This is a genomic window from Trichodesmium erythraeum IMS101, assembly GCF_000014265.1.
GTDB lineage: Bacteria > Cyanobacteriota > Cyanobacteriia > Cyanobacteriales > Microcoleaceae > Trichodesmium > Trichodesmium erythraeum.
Genome location: NC_008312.1, coordinates 2,953,235 through 2,974,544 on the forward strand (window position 1 = coordinate 2,953,235; position 21,310 = coordinate 2,974,544).

Genomic DNA, 21,310 nt, shown 5'->3' on the forward strand with positions numbered 1-21,310 from the left:
AATAAACAGATAATTATTTTTTTCCTGTGGAGCGATCGCTATTAATAGTATTATATCAGTGTTTCTACTTACTCCTTAAATGTGTGATGCTGCATTTGTTTTTGCTGCTATAAATTTTGATATTGATATTATATATATAACTATAGTCTAACTGACTTGCAGTTTAGTGCAAATCTCTATTTGTTAGATAAAGAGGAGTTGGTGAAGGCTAAACCTTCACCAACTCCCCTCCTATTTTAGGTTTATTATTGATAAAAAAAATACTTTAAATACTCTTGAAAATATGACAAAAAAGGGTTAAAAATCAAACAAAAAAAACAATAAAAATGAAATATTGGATAATTATTGAGGCTAAAAAAAGCAGAAATTAATTATCGCAATATAGTTTAAATATTTAAAAAAAATTATATTTTATATCAGTCTATTAAACTGTAAAAATATCAGAATAATCAGCTTTTTTTTATCACAATTAAATCTACAAAATTGCCGAAAATACATACAAAATTTTTTAGGATTAAAACAATTTATTTTACCTATATTCTGATTTTTTTAGTCAATATTCTGATAAGAAAATGCTTTTATTTCAATCATAAGTAGTATTAACTTTAGATATAAACTAGTGAAAAAATATCAATATATTAATAATAAGTGTAGTTTAGAAAAAAAGAACATTATCTATATACTAAAACAATTAAGTTATCAATATCCAAGTAATATAACAGAACAACAAGGAGTAATTCGTCATATTTTAAGATTATTGAAAAAATTTAACTAATTTTAGTAATAGATAGGAAATTACATAGTATCCATCTATCATGTTGGTTAAAAAATTATCCTCAAAAATATCTATACTTTCCATTTCTACAAAAAAACGAAATTAAGGGTGCTAGTAAATATTGTAAACTCGAGAAATTAAAAGTAAAATTTGGCTAAAAAAATTATTATTAAATCAAAAAAAATAAAAAAATCAAGCAAGTCTTTCTATGCAATTTGTTGATATATAAAAAGCGCAAAATTAACCAGAAAAATATATCAAAACCTAGTAAATTATTAGTAATTTATTTTCGCTAGATAAAATTAATAAAGTATATAGTCAAAAAATAGAAATCAAGGATATGTTTGAAAAAATGTAATAATTGAAATTACAATTTTGAATAAGCAAAAGCAAACAAAAAAAATGAAATAATTTTATTGTAGTTTTATTCAATAATAGGTAGAGAATTTAGTACATTACATTCTCATAAGCTACCCTATTATCGAAAAGGAATTAAAGCTATCTCAAAGATTAATACTCTGTAGAATCGTTTTCTTGTTTTTTTCTTGAATTATCAACTCTTTTTTATAATCTTTTTAAGAGCATTTAGAGTATTTTTTTTGAATAAATAATCAACTAAAATAGAGGGGAGTTTTTGAAAGCGAAGGGTTCACCAACTCCCCCTTATTAAAAATAAGCTTTCCATTGGACTTGAATTACTATTCAGCTTAACCTGTAAATTCCTTGAGATATTTATTTTCCAGCTAGCTTGTCACCCCGTGATCATTTTTACTTAATGTATGGGTATGAAATGATTGTTATACTTTTTAGTTTAAGTCTTTACAAGCCAACAAGTCGAAAATAATCATTAAATTAAAAAAAACTACTAAAAAGTCGCTTTTCTAGGGCAAGGCTTCAAACCAAGTTTTTTGGTAATATATTATTGTTGATAAGCTAAAACTTAAGCAAATATGGCTCTAACAAAAACACAACTAATTGGTTTAAAAGCAAATCATTTTCGGCATCCCTTAGATCTAGAGGCAACAAATGCTTTGAAGCAACTTCCTGGTATAGACCTCTTAGTTAGACAGTTGTTAAGTCCATTAGGTGAGCAATTTTTCTATATGGAAAATATTGCTTCCAGTGTTCTCGTCAGTGAAGCACAACTGCCAAATTTACACAAAACACTATTAGACGCTTGTCAAGCACTTGACATAGAACCACCCCAATTATATATTCGTCAAAATCCTGTACCTAATGCTTATACATTTGCTATGCGAGGGAAGCAACCTTTTATTGTTGTTCATACATCTCTAATAGAGTTGCTCAACTTAGAGGAGATCCAAGCAGTATTAGGTCATGAGCTAGGACATCTTAAATGTGAGCATGGAGTATATCTTACCCTAGGTAACTTAATTGTACTTGCTGCTGGACAAATTTCGACATGGGGTGGCATAATAGCCCAAAGCTTACAAAGCAAAATACTAGAATGGCTAAGATGTGCCGAATTTAGTTGTGATCGCGCAGCCCTACTGGCCACACAAAATTCTCAAGTAGTTGTATCAGCTTTGATGAAGTTAGCTGGTGGTTCTCCAACAATATCACCTCAACTTAATGTAGATGCTTTTTTAGCTCAGGCAAGAGCTTATAATGAACTTAGTAATACAGAAGTTGGTGAAGTATTAAAGGAAGTCCAAACGGCTCAACTAACTCATCCTCTACCTGTATTGAGGGCCAAAGAAATTGATATGTGGGCAAGTAGCAAAAAATATCAGGATATATTGCAAAATTTAGCAAAAGATGTGTATAATAATCAAAGGATTAAGGGCGGGTGGCGAAATTGGTAGACGCACCACACTCAAAATGTGGCGACTTCGGTCGTGAGAGTTCGAGTCTCTCTCCGCCCATAACAGTTGACTATATAGTTTTAGATTTCTAAGTAGGGTTCAGAATATGGCAAAATATATGAAAAGATTGGAGTATTTTAGTCAATAAAGGGGAAATATTAAAGTTAAGTCAGCAAATTATCTGCAAGATTAGCGCAAAATTTAAAATTAGGTTGAATAGTTAATAAAAAGGGAACAACAAATAAATAGTTCCTTTTTATTAATAGATTCGGTGGATTAACAACTTCTAAATAATCTCTAAATATTTATTTGCTTTTCCTATATATTTGACTAGTAATAATCTACAACTAGTGTTTTTTATTTAAATTCCTTATATTGAAAGGTTTTTACTGATAAAGATCACTATACCTATAGAATTACCCTTTGACTTTTTCTATTAGGACAAACAGTCTCTCTAACCTAATCAGTTCATTGCTGTTACTCCTACTAATTATTAAGAATTTCTTCTAACTCAGTTTTTAAGTTTTCCCATGATTCTATTAAAAAATTAGATATTAGACTTTACTGATTAATTTATGCCGAACCTTTCTACCAAGTAATTAACCTTTATCTATGATGACCAAGATTTCAGCAATTTTCCTTAAGCTTAAACCTAAATAACTAGGACTGTTAGAAAAACCCAGTCTATCAAGCACCGAATATTTAAACAAATGATAACTAATTTAGAAAGTTCTGCATTTAATGCAAGTCAACCATTATCATAATAGAGCACTTAATAGAGCGGGAATATTCGTAAATTAAAAGGTCACTAATAGCAACTACTTGGGTAATTTTTCTAGACTATAAATTCTTTCTAATCTAAGGAAGATGTTTTTTATTTATATTTAGAATTGGTAGTTGTGGACGAGACGAATTAGGAGGCAAATAATATTCTGGAACAGCACTAGATTGCTCAATATGAGAACCCTTGAGCAGATAGAGGCGTAATATAATGGCAACTCCTACAGTTCCCATTCCTAGAAAAAATAAAGACCAACTTGATTCGACACCTCCAATGACGGCATCAACTGCTCCCATTGTCACTACAAAGCTGACTACTGGATCTTTTCGATAAGCTGTTTTAAGAATTTTTAGCCATAAAGCATTGATCATAAGCTTAATTTAGTACAAAATAGATTTTCAGTATACTTATTTATTTGACGTAAGGAGATTGACACTCTCCCGACGCTTATCCTACAAGACATTTGCGGAAAATTCCCAATTCATCAATATTAAGGGCTTTCTGCTTCATCGTACTTGCCCTCCGAGATTTACTCTCTTCAGGTCTTACAGTCGCGACCCAGACTGACACTGCCTGTCCGGTAGCCAAAATGTTTATACTTGCGTTTAGATAACTATCATGGTGACTAGCGCTTTCAGGACAGTCCCATTGTCTAATATTTAAAGATAATTTTTCTACTATATGAATACAATTAGAGTAACGTTTAGAACTAGGAAAATATCTGTCAATTTTTATTAATGTACGACTATACCATTGAGCTTTGTATTCTAATTGCTTCACTAATTCTCCCCAATTAGCATCACTTATTGCTATCGTACTGGGTATACAACCTAGTAGTAATTGCCTGCTCCATCTAATATATAATTGTTCTGCATACTTAGCTAAATAGACTTGACCATCTTTACATTTGAAGGCTGACTTTGTAAACGTAGCACTACCAACATTTCTTTTTTTCTTGGAATTAGGATATTTAGTATGTCCACTAAAAAGGTTATTAGAAGCCGTTTTTAAATATCTTAAGCTTTGCTGTAATACTACACTGCTTACTTCAGGGAGAAAACTTAAATATTCCGGTTTTTTCCAAGAAGTCAATATAGCTGAAGTTTGTTTATAGCTCACTCTTTCTGGGTGTTCATGCCAAGCTTGAGTTCTAGTTGCTAAAGCTTTGTTGTAGATGAGGTGTATACAACCCAAAATCCTCAGCAACAGAATTTCCTGCTCTGGAGTTGGATAAAATCTAAATTTGTATGCTTTTTGGACCATCTACTGCTTAACTTTTAATATTTAAATTTTAGAATATTTTTTGTAAGAACACAACATTGATTGGTTTTCATCTCAAAGCTCCCTTAAAGGAGAGCGCGGGTCTTTAAGCAAAATTGATATAAAGCTTAAAGTCTCATTCCTTTAATCTTAAATTATGTAGACTTACAGTTATAAACTATACTAAATATGAAAATTTAAATTAGTTCAAAGCATAATTATATTGCTTTCTATATTTATTAATCATGCAGATGTTTAGATCAAATAATTTTCAGTATTCAAAGTAATTTTGGGAATTACAATAGTTAATAGTTATAAGTATAAATTATAGAAATACTATTTATTATAGTACTGTTTTCTTATTTTATCACTGTAAGATTCATTATACTTAACTGCTTAATAATTGAAAAAATATTCAAAAAGCTTGTTATATAAAAAAATTGTAGCTATTGGAAATCAAACATAATAATTATTGCTTCTGTGTTTACTTGAACAATTTTTGTTACCTCTATTTAGCAACAACTTTCTTAAAGTTAAGCTGGTTTGTTTTTGAGCTATATGTTATAATATAAAAAATATTAAACTCAGGGCAATTTTTGATAATATGTAGTCTTAATTTGTACATATAATTAATTATTGCTTACTCTAGAGATATTGTGCATTATAATTAAATATTGGAAAGTTGTTGGTCAACTTTATGATCAAAATACTTGAGCTGACCAACAACAATCCTGTAAAAAATTAGAGGTAGACTCTAGCTTTAATATCTATTATAATATATATTTAAAAACTTAATGTAGATATTCAGAGCCCTAATTGAGACCCAACCAAGAGAGCAAACCTTCTCCAGTAAAGTATTCGATTGCTAAAGTCAATACAAAACCAATCATTGCTGCTCTACCATTCAGGCGTTCTGCGTACTGGTTAAACCCAAATTTTGGCTCATCCAAGTTAGGTGTATTAGTAGGTTGTGGTTGTTTCATTATCAATTGGCCTTAAAATTAATAGTGTTTGCAAATAGAGTTGTTTGTTTATAATTATTAAGTATATTTTAAAAGGAGTCGACCCAGTGTCAATATCTCTGTGCAAAAATTTTAGCGAGAGAGTCGAGAAGCTCCACAATTAAAGTTTTCACCGAAAAATTTGGTAAGTATGTCAAATTCATTAGACTCCCCTTCTTCCTTACCACCTGCAGTCGAACAAGTAGCCAAAGCTCTGCGACTAGGTGGATGGATTTGTTTTTGGGTACAACTTGTCCTCGGTATGGTTTCAGGTATAATTTTTATTTTTGCTGTAGGTTTACTAAGCCAGAATACTGGAGCTGGCACAGGAGGTGGACTATTTTTTGCAGTTTGTAGTCTTGTGGTACTAGGATTCAGTATTTTCTTGTCATTTCGGTATACCCGCTTAGCAAGGCAATTGCGATCACAAATATCTTCTTTAAGGCCAAGCAGGGCAGATACAACTCAAAAAGTAAAAAGGACTTTAATTATTAACTTAGTTGGGATGAGTCTAGCTTTATTAGGAGGAGAAGCAATTGGAGGTATTTTATTAGGCAAATCCTTAGTGAGTAAGTCATTTGTATTTAACCCTACAGAACTAGAAAAATTTACACTAGATATTTTTATACTCTTGGGTAATACTCACATAATTGTAGCTCATTTTATTGGGATTATAGTAGGGCTATTTTTGCTTGATAGGGTTTACAACAAGCAGTGAAGTTGACAATAGTTTTCTATTTTGGATATCCTCAAAACTATCTTGAAAGCCTACGATAATATGAATATTTTTTTTAGTGATTGATTGCCTCAGTAGTCTTAATTATTAATCACTTCTATAGAAAAATATTTTGAGAGACAATGCACATTGGTAGAAGAAAAGTATATTAATAATGGATATATCAACTTGATAGCTTTTTACCCAATCCTAATCTCTCTAAAAACTAAATTTGTTTGTAGATTGCTCAAGAATTGTATAACCTTATTCTCAACTTATACTCTCAGGTTTTTTAGGAAAGTTTTCTCTTTCTTGTTATGACTGACTGTGTCGGGTCAAATCTCTCGGAGGGTTCGTTATAGTTACTTACCATTAGCACTCATTCATTTGTTAAGTTTGAGTAGGTTTAGTAGTTTGCTGGTTTGGTGGTATGGAGCAAAGATAGTTAGTAGGTTTGCTGATAGGGAGCAAAGATAGAAAATTATTGAAGTAAAAACTTATTGAGAAAAACCCGGGCTAAAATTGATGCATTTGGTAGTAAGGTATTATCAATTTTTTAATTCTTTAACTCTTAACCTGAAACCTGAAACCTGAAATATGATATCTTAAATCAACAACGAATTCTATTTTATAGAAACTCGGAATTATATCCTATATTCGAGTAGTTACTGACTGAATATTTCATATCCTAGAGAGTTTATTACCTACCTTCCTTCGTGTTTGTGAATGTATCAGTTTGAGTTGGAGGTATTGTTTCTGGTAACTGGTATTTTCCCGGGGTTTAATTTAACTTCAGAGATTGATGTTCAGTTACTATTCTGTGGACTATGCTGTCAACCCAACAACAGAACAGTATAAGATTTCAGCCTACTTGGTCATAAGAGTTATTTATAAGTCGAGGTTGTCCTGATATATTGATTTAGAACGGTCATTTATATCCTAATTACAGGTGTTGTAGCTAATGGGTAGTACTTTGAAGTTAGTATTATACCAAATCCGCTTTAATAAGAAGATAGATATTTACAAAATTCAAAACTCTTGCTTAACAAAGATTTGGGTATCTATACCACTTTTAGTTATTAATCCGGAATCAATACTAACTCACAGAATAAATTACTTAGATTACTCCTATTAAGTAAAAATAGAACTACAACCATAGCCATGGAATTTAAACTTGCATCTAGCTATTTTTTTTACATATCTTCGATAAAATCTGATAATGGATAGATCGAGATAGTTAGCGATCGCTACCCACTCAAATTAAAATCGAAGTCAAAAGCAAAAATAGTCAAGTTTACAGTCTTATATTCAGAAACTTAAAATAGGAAAAATTAATCTCCAAAAATAAAAGTCAGGTTCAATAAAACATGAGTACAAACCTAGCTACTACTATAGAATTAGAAACTTCAACTGAATCAATCATCCTATCTAGAAACTCTGATAATACAGACACTAATCTATCAGAAAATAACTACAATTTATCTCAAGAGTTTGAACCAAAAAGATATCTACTAAAATGGAATAAAAAGCCGACAAAAGCAGAACAAGAAGCTTTGTTGCTTGAGGAAAGAAATACATATCTACAGGAACTAGGCGAAAAACTACAAAAAGCGCGAAAAATGCGTTGTTTATCAATAAAACAAATTCATAAACAAACTTTCGTGCCACTTCATTATATAGAAGCAATAGAGAAAGGTGAAACCGAAAAATTACCAGAAGATATATATCTTCGGGGATTCATCTTTCATCTTGGCAATGCTTTAGGATTTGATGGAGTAACTTTAGCAGCAGCCTTACCTATTTCCAATTCACTTCAAGGTTTAATTCCATCTTGGTCTGAGTCCAATAAAGGCTTTGGATTTTATCTACATCCAGCTTACTTATATTTAGGTTATGCAGCTTTAATAGCTGGAGCAGTAGGTGGACTAAATTGGATATCTCAACAACCAAGTCCTGAAGCAAATCTGATTCGGAAGACAATAGAACCTCCTAATTTAGCTGCCCATTCAAATCAGCATTTAGAAACGACTCAAAGACCAGGATTAAAATACACTAAAGATAGTCTAGTTGTTGGTTCTGATATAGCTCCACCAGAAACAATGATTTAATTTGTCAGCAAAAGATTATTTCTATGTACAACTGTTTCAGCTCCCACATAGCCCAAAATATCAGATATATTTTCTGAGCGACAACCTAGAATTTTTTGCAATTCAATACTGCTGTAGTTCACAAGTCCCCTAGCTATTTCCTGGCCTTTTTCATTGCATAGTTTGACAGCATCCGATGAATTAAATTCTCCTTCTACTTGAATAATACCAGCAGCTAATAGAGATTTACCATACTCAGAAATTGCCTTAACTGCACCTTGGTCTAGATATAGTTGGCCTGCTGGAACTAAAACATTGGCAATCCAATGTTTGCGACCATTGACTTGTTCTGGTTGAGGTTCAAACTGAGTACCTATAGATTCTCCATTGAGGATTTTTTGTATATTAGTGGGTACTTTACCATCAGTAATTACAGTTCGGACTCCAGCAGAAGTAGCAATTTTAGCAGCCTCAATTTTTGTAACCATTCCCCCAGTTCCTCGTCCACTAACAGACTCTCCAACTTGAACTTTAAGTTCTTTGAGTTGTTCTATTTCCCCTACTAAGGTAATGGGTAAAGCATCTGGATTTTTTCTCGGGTCGGCGGAGTATAATCTATCGACATCAGTTAGTATGAATAACCAATCAGCCTCTACTAGACTGGCAACTAAAGCTGATAGAGTATCATTGTCCCCAAAATTTAGCTCTTCAACAGCAGTGGTATCATTTTCATTCACTATTGGGACTACACCTAGTCGAAAAAGTTGTTGAAATGTGTTGTAGGCATTGACATAACTACTACGTCGTGACAGGTCACTTTTTGTTAATAAAATCTGGGCAACTGTTTGTTGCAAAGATGAAAACAAGTCATTGTAAACTCGCATTATTTGTCCTTGACCTACTGCTGCTATGGCTTGTTTCATAGAAATATTTCGAGGCTTTTTGGTTAGTCCTAATATATCGCAACCTACACCAACAGCTCCAGAAGATACTAAAACTACTTGATATCCCTGCTGACGTAAATTGATAATAGTTTCAATTAAGCTAGAAATTGTAGATAAGGCTAAATTTCCGGTTTCTGAATTAGTTAGGCTAGAAGTGCCTATTTTGATCACTATTGTATTCATAGAAATAATTGAATTTTCCACTACTAATTCTCAAGCAAAAAATCAGCTTTGAACTAATTACAAAATATTAATTATTACAATCTCTTGTATAGTTAGCATTGTCAATAATTTCTGATTGATTCTCATGCAAACAACTCCCTCAAGATGATAAAAAATGGGGTTTTTGATTGAGAATATATAGTGCTTTTGGTATAATTTTACTGAGTGGATAAAATACTATTATAAATTCCTAAATCTTGTTTGTATAGCACTTGCTCCCAGATTTCATGCCCTCATAATTTTTCATTATAATAATGGGGATGAGATAGTTAAAAATCATTGTTAACTCTCTTGAGCACTAGATATAATAGGTCAAAATTAATCTAGTTTCTATTTATCAAAGTAAATATATTTATAAAATACTACTAATGGTTGTATTTTTATGGCCATGAAGCAAGTAATTGAGGACTTTACAGATTTATAACTTGAGAATCCCAAGCTTTTTATTGGAAAAAAAGGGTAAGGTCAAAGATTCTCAACTCAAAAATACTATTACTAATTTTGACAATTAGAAACTAGTAAATCCATGTTTTTTTAAGATTATGTGGTATAATATCATTCTTTAATGTTTGTTATCGAAAAATTATCATCATCGACACTCCCTAAAAATTGGAAAACCTAAATAGAATTTCATAGCACTAGCTTCAACTAGCAAATTAAGATAAATTTGCAAAGACTAAACAAAACAAATCTTTAGTCTAATTAGTTAGGTGTGCTGGAGGATAATCTAGGAGTGCTAAATAGAATGTCAACACTATATTCAACTGATTTTACCAAAAATAGTCAAGCAAAACTACTTCGTGTAGGGGTAATTGGGGTCGGTAATATGGGGCAGCATCATACCCGTGTCCTAAGCTTGCTCAAAGATACTGAATTAGTAGGTGTAGCAGATATCAATGTTGAAAGGGGACTAGATACTGCCAGTAAGTATGGAGTTCGTTTTTTTGAGGAGTATCAAGAGCTTTTGCCTCATGTTGATGCTGTCTGTGTCGCTGTGCCCACTCTTCAACATTATGCTGTAGGAATGACCTGCTTAAAGGCGGGAGTTCATGTACTAATGGAAAAACCCATCGCTGCCAGTATTGGTGAGGCGGAGTTTTTGGTTAATACTGCTGCTGAAACAAATAGAATTTTACAGGTGGGTCATATAGAAAGGTTTAATCCTGCTTTTCAAGAACTCAGTAAAGTTCTGAAAACGGAAGAATTACTGGCCTTGGAAGCTCATCGGATGAGTCCTTATTCTCATAGGGCTAATGATGTGTCTGTAGTGTTGGACTTGATGATTCATGATATTGATTTATTACTAGAGTTGGTGGCTGCCCCAGTTGTCAAACTGACTGCTAGTGGTAGTAGTGCTTCTAGTTCGGGAAATTTAGATTACGTTACGGCTACTCTTGGCTTTGCTAATGGTATTGTGGCTACTTTAACGGCCAGTAAGGTGACACATAAAAAACTTCGTTCCATCGTTGCCCACTGTAAAAATTCTTTGACAGAGGCAGATTTTCTCAACAATGAAATTCTGATTCACCGTCAAACAACAGGAGATTATGTGACTGACTATGGTCAGGTTCTTTATCGTCAGGATGGTTTAATTGAAAGGGTTTATACTAGCAATATTGAACCTCTTCATGCAGAATTAGAGCATTTTGTTTATTGTGTAGGTGGAGGAAATAAACCTTCAGTTGGAGGAGAACAAGCTCTTAAGGCATTAAGATTAGGTAGTTTGATTGAGAAAATAGCTATTGATGATTTGGCTTACCATCCAGTAGATTCAGAATTTAATTTGTTGAATAATTCTATGCTGAAAGTGGGGTAAAATATTTTGATAATTCTACTAGGAATTTTTGCTAATAAATATTATACTAAATCTCAAAAGTATTGCTATGTATTTTTGAGGTTAGGATGGAATATTGTATCCAACAATTATTTGGGTATTAGGGTTTTACCGAATAATATATTCTCGCTAAATTTCTATAATTGTTAAAGGTATTACTGAACTTTACTTATTACTTAATAGCTGAAGTTTTGGTCAATTTTCCTATTATTTTTGGGAATTAGTATGATTTTTGGCTGATTTTTTTATATATTACTCCGCCTATATTGATAGATTTAGGCGGATTTTTATGCAAGGAAAGTAACCTTGTTAGTTTAAATAGCTCCTAATACCAAGTGTGATAAATATTTGCTACAAATGACTAGGAAATTTATGAGGAATTAGGAATTAGAATTAATGGTTTCAATACCTAATACCATTTTTTAATTTTCAGGTGAGAAATTATCTGTTTTTGCCAAAGAAAAATTTCCTGTAAAGTATTTCATTTAATATGAAATGACTATAGCAGTTCTTTCATCTATGAGGTACAGTTTTAGATACCCCTGCTCTCCTTTTTAAGCTATCCCTGATCGGGAACTACTGATACCCTTTTCTTTTCTGGTAGTGACATGGGGACATAGCCTTAAGCCCGACTTTAGATAGGAACAGGTGGAAGAGCGATCGCTATTTTCACATAGGGAAAAAAATATCTTGGGAAAAACCTATGTTTAAATACATTTACTATTGAGAAATATTCAATTTATAGTAAATTTGTAACTTCTTTCTTTTGTCAAGTTTGACATTAAAAAATATTTTTATAAACCATAGCTAAAAAAGAGAGGCTTAAAAGCAGCCTCTCTTTTTTAGGGAGAAAACAGGGAATCATAAACGCACCTCATAACTGGGGGAATTGCTATATAAGTATTAAAATTCTTTAATAAATTACTTTTGACTTATGACTTTTTAGTTGCCCGTAGCCTTATAATTTCCTCAAAAAAATCAGGAAAAGTTATCAAAAAGTTGAACTATTCCAACCCCAAAGATAACCTTGAGCATCAGAAAATTCTATATAGATTCGATTTTTAGGAACCCCGAGAGTTTTATTAATTTGTTCACAAAAATCTTGACTCATTTCTTTGGTTTGGTTAGGCTTCATACTACCAATACTTTTAATTTCTATGTAGCAAGTCGGCTCATCACTATTTCCACCAAAAGTCATGGGAATATCAGATTCAAAGGCTGTCATTACGTAAGATTCTGATTTACTAAAATGCTTGGCCATACTAGATGAAAGTTGTTTGAGAAGGTTGTCAATTTTATCTTTTTCTAGTTGGGCAACGGAAGTTTTGACTTTGATTAATGGCATAGTTCGATTAATAGTTGAGGATGAACAAAATAAACTATTTACGTAGGTCTTCAATTATAAAAGTTAACTAATCAATTGTCTATAATAGACCTAAAGAAAGGAAGGGAAAACACATAGAAAAAATATATGAATATCAAACGGGCATTGAAAAGTATAACTAAGGGAGTTTCGACCTTTGCTGGACCTCTGGGGGCTCCTTTTGAAGCATTGCTATATTTCGTTGAGGATAAACAAACACAAGAGCGTGAGGCTCAACTAGATGCAATGATCTTTGAGGTACAAAGTTTGAACCGTGAAACTCTTGAGGAGATATTTCAAGCTAGAGAGGAAATTAAGGAATTGAGGGCACAATTTATTTTGGCAATGGAAATTTGTTTTTCTATTTTAGCTGAAAACAGGAAATTGTTGTTTAGTCCAGATTTAGAACAAAATCTTCCTTTTTTTATTGAACCATATAAGGAACGGTTGGAAGCAAGTGGGTTGATTACTAATGATGTTTTGGCTGATGCACTTTATCATTGTTATGAAAAAGATGCTCGACTTTTTTTAGCACATATTTCTGCTGATTTTCCTGTGGGAGAACTTCGTAGTTATGAGGCTTTACCTGTTATTATTTCTGATTTTTTAACAAGATTTTCTGGTCAGGGATTAAATCAACAAGCTAAAATATTTAAGACTTTAAGTAAGAAAAATCCAGGTAGTAGACCTTTAAGGGTAAAAAGCTTGATGCTTCAAGAACAAGTGATTAATCAAATAGGGAAGTGAGAAAATATTTATGCCTAGTGAGTTTGAAAAGGTTCTAGACGAGATTAGAAAACGAAGTAGTAAATATGAAGATATTGGAGATGTTAAGAGGGAAATTATTAATGCGCTTTCACAAAGATATAAAACACAGGAACGTTTGTTTACACATTATGTTCTAGAAAAAGGGGGATTTGATATTCGTAAATTAACTTTAAGTGACCCTCTGCTAGTAATTATATCTGATTTTTTTAATCAGTGTAATGGTCTAAACAAAAACGAATTATATAAATTTTTTAGAGTGTTATATGATGAAAATAAAGGTATTAGTTTGCTAAAAGAAATTAGAGATACACTTGTACAATTTAAACATCAAAGTACTGATACTCCTACATATACACCATCACCATACATATCAGTTATTACTTCAGAAGCAATAGGCTTAGTAGAAGCAAAATATGGACAGTCTCTAGAACAGGGAAAAAACTTTGCTAAAAAAGTTGATTGTAATAATTTTCAGGATGTACAAGCTTTTTTTAATAATGGGGGACAAGCTGGTAAACAGCTTGCTATTTTGGAGCCAGGAACCTATTACATTAACCCCGAAATATTCACTATTCGTACAGTTCCTATTATTAGGATTCTTCAAGGAGAAATAGGACTGGTAATAGCCAATGAGGGGACTTTTAAGTCTGATGAACAAACGTTAGGTAGAGTGGTGGAATGTGATAACTTTCAGGATGCTGAAGCATTTCTGAAAAATGGAGGACAAAAAGGTAAGCAACTTGCTATTTTGACTGACGGTGACTATAAAATTAACACTGATTTCTTTAGCGTAATTACTACTACTAATGCCTATAAATATAATGAAAATCCAAATAATTTAAAGGTTTATAAAATCGACAAAGATAAAATTGGTATTTTAACTACGATGGTTGGGAAAATTCTCCCTAAAGGTGAAATTGCTGGACCAATAATTGAAGGACACGATAATTATCAAAATGCACAAAAATTCCTAGATTTAGGAGGATATAAAGGATTGCAAGAAGAAGTTCTCCAAGAAGGAGCCTGGAGTCTAAATCCTTGGTTTGTTGAAGTTGAGCAGGTACCACTAACTAGAATTGAGCAAGAAGAGGTGGGAGTTGTTATATCTTTTGTTGGAAAAGAATATGACAAAAATTATGATCAACAGCCCATTTTTTATGGTGCAGAAAAGTCTCTATACCAATTAGTTCCAAAAGGGTACAAAGGAGTTCAAAAAGAACCTCTTACTGCTGGTCAATATGCAATTAATACCAGAGTAAAAACGGTCAAATTAGTGCCAACTACCCAAATTATACTGAATTGGTCAGATCAGAAAAAACATCCCTTAAATTATGACTATGAACTGAAACAAATGAAGCTAATTTCTAGAGACCATTTTGAAATTTTTGTTCAGTTTACCCAAATTATTCGTATTGCTGCTGAGAATGCTCCTAAGATGATTTGTATGGTTGGATATTATACAGGGGAAGACAAAATATATGTTACTGATGATTCTGGGCAAGTTGTTAAGAAATATGCAGTTATTAGAAATTTAGTTTCTCGTGTATTAACAAAAGTTGTTTATAGTCATTTTCAACAAGCTGCTACTGGTAAAACGGCAATACAGTTTCTAAACACAAGAGGTGACTCTCAAAAGGAGGCCGAAAATTATATAAAAACACTTCTTGAAATGATTGGTGTTGAAGGATGTGGCACTTTTATGGTTGATACAGTTAATCTACCTCTAGTAGTTGATTCTTACTTACAAGAGAAACAAAAGCAAGAGGCAAGAGAAGCTCAAGCAAAAGCTGCACCTGAACGGCTTCTTGAACCTGAATTTGTTGAGAATCCTGAACAACGGCTTCCTGAACCTGAATTTGTTGAGAATCCTGAAAACCGTTGTCCCATTATCCTCCTACTGGATACATCTTACTCAATGTCAGGAGAAGCTATTACTGAATTAAATCAAGGAGTGAAAATATTTCAGGCAAGTGTAAAGGAAGATGAACTGGCTTCCTTAAGAGTAGAAATAGCTGTCATTACTTTTAACAGTGAAATTGAAGTAGTTCAAGATTTTGTTACTGTAGATAAATTTATTCCCAAAACATTAGAAGCATCAGGAGTAACGCACATGGGAAAAGCTATTGAAAAAGCCCTAGAATTATTAGAAAAGCGAAAACAAGACTACAAAAATAGCGATATTCAATACTATCGACCCTGGATCTTTCTAATTACTGATGGGCAACCTACTGATACTTGGCAAGATGCAGCAAAAAAAATAGAAGAAGCTGAAACTAATAGAAAATTACTTTTTTTTGCTGTTGGGGTAAGAGATGCAGATATGGAGACATTAAGTGAAATTTCTGTATGCCCTCCTAAAAAACTCAACGGCTTAGATTTTCAATCTTTGTTTAAATGGCTAAGTTTTTCACTTCAGCAAGTTTCAGTTAGCAAGATAGGAGAAAAGAATAGACTTCCTCCAACGAATGCATGGGAAGAAATAACTAGTAAAAATCAAAATACTAAACAGACTCAACAAACTCAACAAAAGACAACAATTCCTAATTCTGACCCTAATCCTGAACCAATTATCCCTATCTTAGTTTTAGATAGAGATATTTTTAAAGATCAACGAATTAAGAGTAATTCGGAGGGAGAAATTTGGATAACTCAAAAATATCGCTACCGAAAGAAATACCTAATAAAAATTTATTATGAAGTTACACCAGCAAGGATAAAAAAGTTAGAAGTAATGGTAGCTTATAAACCGAAAAATTTTCATGGTTCTCAACAAGCGTGGGCTTGGCCTGAGTATTTACTAGCAGATAAAACAGGAAAAATTATCGGCTTTGTCATGGAATTTATTGAAGATAGTAAACTGCTATTTAATATTTATAATCCTCAGCGTCGTAAGCAAATAAATAGTCAACTCCACTGGTCAGTAGACTGGCTTTTTCTTCACCATACTGCTAAAAATATTGCTACTATTATTCAGTCTCTTCATAGTCAGGATTATGTTATTGGAGATATGAAGCCACAAAATATTCTAGTTAACCGATATGCTTCTGCTTCAATAATTAATACAGACTCATTTCAAGTTCGCCATCCTCAGACAAAAGAAATCTATCATTGTTTAGTTGGTTCCGAAGAATTTACCCCTCCTGAACTATTAGAAAAAGAATTAGCAAAAATTGTTCAAACTCCTACCCATGATAACTTTAGATTAGCCCTTATTATCTATCATTTATTATTTGGAGGACATCCCTTTAAAGGAAGGTGGATAGGAACAGAAGAGCCACCCAAAATTGATGAACTCATCCGACTAGGTTTCTGGTGCTATGCTCCCAATAGTAAAATTCTACCAGGACCGAGAACTATTCCCCTTGAAATAGTTCACCCCAAAATTCAAAAATGCTTCCAAAAATGCTTCAACGATGGACACTATCATCCAGAAAAACGACCCACTCCTCAGAACTGGGTTGACGCTTTAGAGAGTGCCATTAATGATTTAGTACAGTGTAAAAGAGTTGATACCCATTGGTATAGTAAAACTTATGGCAAATGCTATTGGTGCGAAAGAGAAGAAAAATTAGAGGTTGACATATTTTCTGATTCCAAAACATAACATTCCCTTGAAAAATTGCTTCAAAATAAAAAGTGGAAAGAAGCTGATTTAGAAACTAAATATATTATGCTAAAGTTTGCAGGAAGAATTGATCAAGGATGGTTAGATAAATCATCCCTAGAAAATTTCCCGACTAAAGTTATTCTTCAAATAGATCAACTTTGGCGACAATATTCTGATGAACGTTTTGGCTTTGCTACACAGAAGCGTATCTATTTAGAAACTGGTAATAAATTAGAACAAATAAATTGGGAAACCTATAATCATTTTGGTGAAAAAGTTGGTTGGCGAGAAGGGGGAATGTGGAAAAATTACTTCGATCTAGAATTTTCTCTGAATTCACCAGAAGGTCATCTTCCATTCTGTTGTGCTGGTTTTAATGTTTGCTTCATTGCTCATCTAGCCCTTCTGAAAGACTTATGATCATCTACATGAATCTTTGATTTTCTCTAAATAATCAGTTCTATTCCTGCTTCACCTCGGCAACCTCAGCGTTCTCTCAAAATCTATAATTTTCTATATAAACTTTCAATTATAGTTATCGTAGTGGAAAATCTTCATATCTTAGGAAGAATATCATATCCGAATCATCAGTGATCAAAAAGTTTTTGTTTGTAGTAAAGCGATCGCCTTATTCGCCGTAAGTGCTAATTCTCTCCTCCTGCTTTCTGCCTCCCGCCTTACCTCCTCCAAAGTGTAAGTATTGAACCTAGAGAGCGAATGCCATGTAGAGGGCGAATGCTAGAAAACCCCCACTAGATATGGGGTTTGTGTGTAAGCCCTATAAATTAACTACTTATTTGACTCTTAACCACAGACAAATAGTAATAGAAGACTTAAATGTATCGGGAATCTCAAACTGTTGATTTGTGTTGCAGTCTTTACTGTTATCAGAACTTGTTTTCAATTGCAAACACTGCAATTAAAGCTCGTGAGCGATACTTGAATGCAGCCTTAAATTTAGCTACAGTTAGTCAGTTCATTCCGTGTGCCTGTGAACTAGATCGCACCGACATTGCCAGAATAAAGTAGGAACAAAAATAGATCAAAAATCAGATAATGATAGATTTTATGAATTTTTTGTAGATTTCTGGGAACGGAATGAACTTGCCAAAATTGTGGTGCACACCATGACCGCCAGACACTAAATTAAAATTATAGCGCTAGTCTTTCGGTAATTTTAGCTAGCCACCATAATTCCAGCCTGTATTTTCTAATAACAGAGGATCTCCCTCACGATGCACACCTGCTGCAATTACTTCTCCTACATACACAGTATGATCCCCTTTTTCGACAGCACCCATAACTCTACATTCAACATAGCCAAGAGTATCAGAAATAATTGGACAACCAGTTTCCCCCAAATAAAATTCTACCTCTTCAAATTTATTTCCCACACGACGTTGAGGTTTGAAAAACTGTTGAGCTAAATCTTTTTGCTCTGCTCCTAAGAAACTAAGGGAAAATACTCCACTAGTCTTAATCATGGTATGGGATATAGAAGATTTATTAACACAGTTAACAATTAGGGGAGGCTTAAAAGATGCTTGCATTACCCAACTAGCTGTAAAGCCGTTTACTTCATCCCCATCTTTAACACCACAAATGTATAATCCATGGGGAATTTTACGCAGTATAGTTTTTTTTGCCTGTTCGTCTAGCAAAGTTTTACCCACTATGTACTAAGAATTTAACATTTTTTATTTTACCTGAAGTGATTAAAATTCATCTTACACTAAACATTTTCAGCGCTTACCCATACTTCACATAAGGACCCCATTTTTAGGAATGAATCGCATTTGTCCTCACGGTCATTACATAGCCGTGGGTAAGTCTTAATATTAGGATTTTAAAATTAAACTAATATCATACCTTAAAGTCTATTATCAACAAGAGCCATAAACTAGAGCTTATTGATAGTTGCCAACTTTAAAAAATAGATAACAAGTTTTGTGGTATAATAAAAAATTTTATTAACTAATTAAATATTTTTAATTACACATTTTTGAGTTATAAACTCTAAATATATTGTGGCACTATAGTTTTGATAATTCCTATATAGTTGATTTACACTTATGTATTTGTGAGTCAGGCAGAAATTTCGTACTCATAAAATAAAAACCGCTATAAATTCTAACCACAACAATAAATATCCTATGTCTTCCCTAAACAAATTGATCCAAAAATTCACTCATCACAAAAATTGGCCCTTCAGATTAATAATATTAACAATTGCTTCAATAGCGATCGCCTGCAACAACATCAAAACCCCCACCACAACCTCAGAAACACTCACCGCTCCCGAAACAGATACTTTAGTTTGGGCTAGATATAAAGACTCCGACACCCTTGACCCCCACAAAACAACATCACCCTTATCCAGACAAATAATAGACCAAATCTACGATACCCTGCTTACTTTCGACGACCAAGGCAAAATTCAACCTAACCTAGCCAAAGAATGGTCAGTCAACGACAATGGCCAAGAATATACCTTCAAACTCAACGAAAACATCAAATGCCACGACGGCAAAACCTTTAACGCTAATGCCGTAAAATTTACCATAGACAGAGCCATAGACCCCGAAACAGAAAATAACATCAAAGACAGTTGGGGGCCAATAGAAACAGTAGAAGTCGTAGACGATCTGACAGTTAAAGTAAAAATGACTGAACCCTTTAGCCCTTTTCCTCGTTTTCTAGCCGACCCTTACTCTAGCATGATTTGTCCCTCAGCCATAAAAACTTACAACAACAAATTTGGTATAGACGGAGTCATAGGTACAGGTCCTTTTGAATTTGTAGAATGGACTCAAGGGGAACAACTTGTACTGAAAGCTAACCCAAACTACAAAAATTATGGGAGACCCGTAGAAAATTCTGGAACTCCTTATATCAAGAAATTAGTAATAAAAACCATTCCGGAAATAGAAGCTCGTTTAGCAGGTATTAATTCTGGAAAAATTCATTTAACTGAACCTCCAATAGCAGAAATTTCTAATCTAAAGCAAGACTCTAATTTAAAACTTTATACTGCTAAAAATACTGGGCAAATAGTATTTTTAGAATTCGTTACTTCTCGAGCGCCTTTCAATAAAAAAAAGGCAAGACAAGCAATAGCTTATGGAATAGATGTGAAAAAAGCAACAGAAGAAATCTTAGCAAATTTAGCTAAACCTGCAGAATGTCCCATCGTCAATGTTATGTTCCCTAATGATGGTAAACTTTGTTCAGAGTTTAGTATTAAACCAGACCCAGAAAAGGCAAAAACCCTACTAAAAGAACTTGGTTATAGTAAAGATAAACCATTAGAAGTAACTCTCCTAACTTGGAAAGGAGGAAACCGTGAAAAAATCCTCGAAAATTTTCAAACTCAACTAAAAGTTGTGGGAATAAAAGCCAATTTAGAGACAATGGATATTGGCAGTCTGAATGCCAGAATAAAACAGGAGAATAGTCAAGCAGAAGGCAGAGGTGTTATTGATATGATGGGATGGTCTTGGTACGACCCAGATTTTCTTTATAAATTGTGGCATTCTCCCGGTTGGATGGGAGGTTATCACAGTGATGAACTTGATAAATTACTAACAGAAATGCGCACTGCAACTAATTCTAAAGAACAGCAAGAAAAAGTTGTGGCAGTTCAAAAATATTTGCTTAATAATGCTGTGATGGTGCCACTTTATAGTCCTGGTTGGATGTGGAATTATGTTAGTAGTTTGAATGTAGAAGGTTTTAATATTGGAGCTTTTAATCGACCTTTATTTAATGATATAAAATTATCGACTACTACGGAAAAAAAAGAAGGATTTCAGTCTCCTGCAAGTTCTGAAAAAGAAGTAGTAGAGGAGAAAATTAATTCAGAAAAAAATATCAAAAATAAAGATTCTGTCTCTGAAAAAGAAGTAATAGAAGAGGAAGTTAATTCAGAAAAAAATATCAAAAATAAAGATTCTGTTGCTTCTCCAGAAAATGAATAGGAAGTATAAGTTTTTCCTTGATTTGATTAAATAAATAATTTAGGGTTTGCTGATTAAATCTAAAAGCATTGACAGATAAAGGCACTTGCTTTTTTGGGGATGAAAAAAGTGCCTAGTATCGCATCTAAAACCCTCAAAAAGTTAATATTT

At 33.0% G+C, this 21,310-nt stretch carries 15 protein-coding genes and 1 tRNA gene; 10 read left to right on the forward strand and 6 right to left on the reverse strand.

What is annotated here, in order from left to right:
* Positions 1-1,725 precede the first annotated feature (1,725 nt).
* Entirely contained in the window at positions 1,726-2,601 is an 876-nt protein-coding gene (locus tag TERY_RS27680; protein WP_011611535.1) for a M48 family metallopeptidase, read from the forward strand.
* Positions 2,580-2,661, forward strand: a tRNA-Leu gene (locus TERY_RS08980). The genes TERY_RS27680 and TERY_RS08980 overlap by 22 nt, the downstream gene beginning before the upstream one ends.
* A gap of 798 nt (positions 2,662-3,459) precedes the next feature.
* Here TERY_RS08980 and TERY_RS08985 read toward each other — a convergent pair.
* The 3 genes from TERY_RS08985 to TERY_RS32785 all read right to left on the reverse strand — a co-directional run bounded on the left by TERY_RS08985 (position 3,460) and on the right by TERY_RS32785 (position 5,625).
* Positions 3,460-3,753 carry a hypothetical protein gene (locus TERY_RS08985; protein ID WP_011611536.1) on the reverse strand — a complete coding sequence of 98 codons (294 nt, stop codon included), beginning with the start codon at positions 3,751-3,753 and terminating at the stop codon, positions 3,460-3,462.
* Between the two features lie 76 nt (positions 3,754-3,829).
* Entirely contained in the window at positions 3,830-4,645 is an 816-nt protein-coding gene (locus tag TERY_RS08990; RefSeq protein ID WP_011611537.1) for a helix-turn-helix domain-containing protein, read from the reverse strand.
* Between the two features lie 809 nt (positions 4,646-5,454).
* On the reverse strand, positions 5,455-5,625 hold the full coding sequence (locus TERY_RS32785) for a chlorophyll a/b-binding protein (RefSeq protein WP_011611538.1): 171 nt from the start codon (positions 5,623-5,625) through the stop codon (positions 5,455-5,457).
* Positions 5,626-5,794: 169 nt separating this feature from the next.
* Here TERY_RS32785 and TERY_RS09000 point away from each other — a divergent pair, with 169 nt between their 5' ends.
* Both TERY_RS09000 and TERY_RS09005 read left to right on the forward strand, forming a co-directional pair.
* Positions 5,795-6,361, forward strand: a complete 567-nt coding sequence (locus TERY_RS09000) for a DUF3611 family protein (protein ID WP_011611539.1) — start codon at positions 5,795-5,797, stop codon at positions 6,359-6,361.
* Positions 6,362-7,725: 1,364 nt separating this feature from the next.
* Positions 7,726-8,466, forward strand: a complete 741-nt coding sequence (locus TERY_RS09005) for a helix-turn-helix domain-containing protein (protein WP_011611540.1) — start codon at positions 7,726-7,728, stop codon at positions 8,464-8,466.
* On the opposite strand, the gene proB is transcribed toward TERY_RS09005, so the two are convergent.
* On the reverse strand, positions 8,463-9,572 hold the full coding sequence (proB, locus tag TERY_RS09010; RefSeq protein ID WP_011611541.1) for a glutamate 5-kinase: 1,110 nt from the start codon (positions 9,570-9,572) through the stop codon (positions 8,463-8,465). The genes TERY_RS09005 and proB overlap by 4 nt on opposite strands.
* Positions 9,573-10,356: 784 nt before the next feature.
* Between proB and TERY_RS09015 the strand changes: the two genes are divergently transcribed.
* Positions 10,357-11,427 (forward strand): Gfo/Idh/MocA family oxidoreductase, encoded by a 1,071-nt coding sequence (locus TERY_RS09015; RefSeq protein ID WP_011611542.1) that lies wholly within the window; start codon positions 10,357-10,359, stop codon positions 11,425-11,427.
* Positions 11,428-12,436: 1,009 nt separating this feature from the next.
* Here the strand turns inward: TERY_RS09015 and TERY_RS09020 are convergent.
* On the reverse strand, positions 12,437-12,790 hold the full coding sequence (locus tag TERY_RS09020; RefSeq protein WP_011611543.1) for a phenylpyruvate tautomerase MIF-related protein: 354 nt from the start codon (positions 12,788-12,790) through the stop codon (positions 12,437-12,439).
* A gap of 126 nt (positions 12,791-12,916) precedes the next feature.
* On the opposite strand from TERY_RS09020, the gene TERY_RS09025 reads away from it, so the two are divergent.
* The 4 genes from TERY_RS09025 to TERY_RS32790 all read left to right on the forward strand — a co-directional run bounded on the left by TERY_RS09025 (position 12,917) and on the right by TERY_RS32790 (position 18,212).
* Positions 12,917-13,555, forward strand: a complete 639-nt coding sequence (locus TERY_RS09025) for a hypothetical protein (protein WP_011611544.1) — start codon at positions 12,917-12,919, stop codon at positions 13,553-13,555.
* A gap of 10 nt (positions 13,556-13,565) precedes the next feature.
* The gene (locus TERY_RS25070) at positions 13,566-17,180 is read left to right on the forward strand and encodes a VWA domain-containing protein (protein WP_011611545.1); all 3,615 of its coding nucleotides are present in this window, start codon (positions 13,566-13,568) and stop codon (positions 17,178-17,180) included.
* Between the two features lie 15 nt (positions 17,181-17,195).
* A complete protein-coding gene (locus tag TERY_RS09040) occupies positions 17,196-17,603 on the forward strand; it encodes a GUN4 domain-containing protein (RefSeq protein ID WP_011611546.1) in 408 nt (135 codons plus the stop codon).
* Between the two features lie 417 nt (positions 17,604-18,020).
* Entirely contained in the window at positions 18,021-18,212 is a 192-nt protein-coding gene (locus TERY_RS32790) for a hypothetical protein (RefSeq protein ID WP_155994377.1), read from the forward strand.
* 152 nt (positions 18,213-18,364) lie between these two features.
* Here the strand turns inward: TERY_RS32790 and TERY_RS09045 are convergent, their stop codons facing one another.
* Positions 18,365-18,844, reverse strand: a complete 480-nt coding sequence (locus TERY_RS09045) for a flavin reductase (protein ID WP_011611547.1) — start codon at positions 18,842-18,844, stop codon at positions 18,365-18,367.
* 510 nt (positions 18,845-19,354) lie between these two features.
* Between TERY_RS09045 and TERY_RS09050 the strand changes: the two genes are divergently transcribed.
* Positions 19,355-21,160, forward strand: coding sequence for an ABC transporter substrate-binding protein (locus TERY_RS09050; protein WP_196797259.1), 1,806 nt, complete (start codon positions 19,355-19,357; stop codon positions 21,158-21,160).
* Positions 21,161-21,310: the final 150 nt, after the last annotated feature.

What these genes read in the sequence shown, in the direction of transcription:
- TERY_RS32790 (WP_155994377.1), top strand. Translation starts at nt 18,021, where the DNA reads ATGTATCGGGAATCTCAAACTGTTGATTTGTGTTGCAGTCTTTACTGT.
- TERY_RS08985 (WP_011611536.1), bottom strand. Translation starts at nt 3,753, where the DNA reads ATGATCAATGCTTTATGGCTAAAAATTCTTAAAACAGCTTATCGAAAA.
- TERY_RS08990 (WP_011611537.1), bottom strand. Translation starts at nt 4,645, where the DNA reads ATGGTCCAAAAAGCATACAAATTTAGATTTTATCCAACTCCAGAGCAG.
- TERY_RS27680 (WP_011611535.1), top strand. Translation starts at nt 1,726, where the DNA reads ATGGCTCTAACAAAAACACAACTAATTGGTTTAAAAGCAAATCATTTT.
- TERY_RS09000 (WP_011611539.1), top strand. Translation starts at nt 5,795, where the DNA reads ATGTCAAATTCATTAGACTCCCCTTCTTCCTTACCACCTGCAGTCGAA.
- TERY_RS09005 (WP_011611540.1), top strand. Translation starts at nt 7,726, where the DNA reads ATGAGTACAAACCTAGCTACTACTATAGAATTAGAAACTTCAACTGAA.
- TERY_RS09020 (WP_011611543.1), bottom strand. Translation starts at nt 12,790, where the DNA reads ATGCCATTAATCAAAGTCAAAACTTCCGTTGCCCAACTAGAAAAAGAT.
- TERY_RS25070 (WP_011611545.1), top strand. Translation starts at nt 13,566, where the DNA reads ATGCCTAGTGAGTTTGAAAAGGTTCTAGACGAGATTAGAAAACGAAGT.
- TERY_RS32785 (WP_011611538.1), bottom strand. Translation starts at nt 5,625, where the DNA reads ATGAAACAACCACAACCTACTAATACACCTAACTTGGATGAGCCAAAA.
- TERY_RS09025 (WP_011611544.1), top strand. Translation starts at nt 12,917, where the DNA reads ATGAATATCAAACGGGCATTGAAAAGTATAACTAAGGGAGTTTCGACC.
- TERY_RS09015 (WP_011611542.1), top strand. Translation starts at nt 10,357, where the DNA reads ATGTCAACACTATATTCAACTGATTTTACCAAAAATAGTCAAGCAAAA.
- proB (WP_011611541.1), bottom strand. Translation starts at nt 9,572, where the DNA reads ATGAATACAATAGTGATCAAAATAGGCACTTCTAGCCTAACTAATTCA.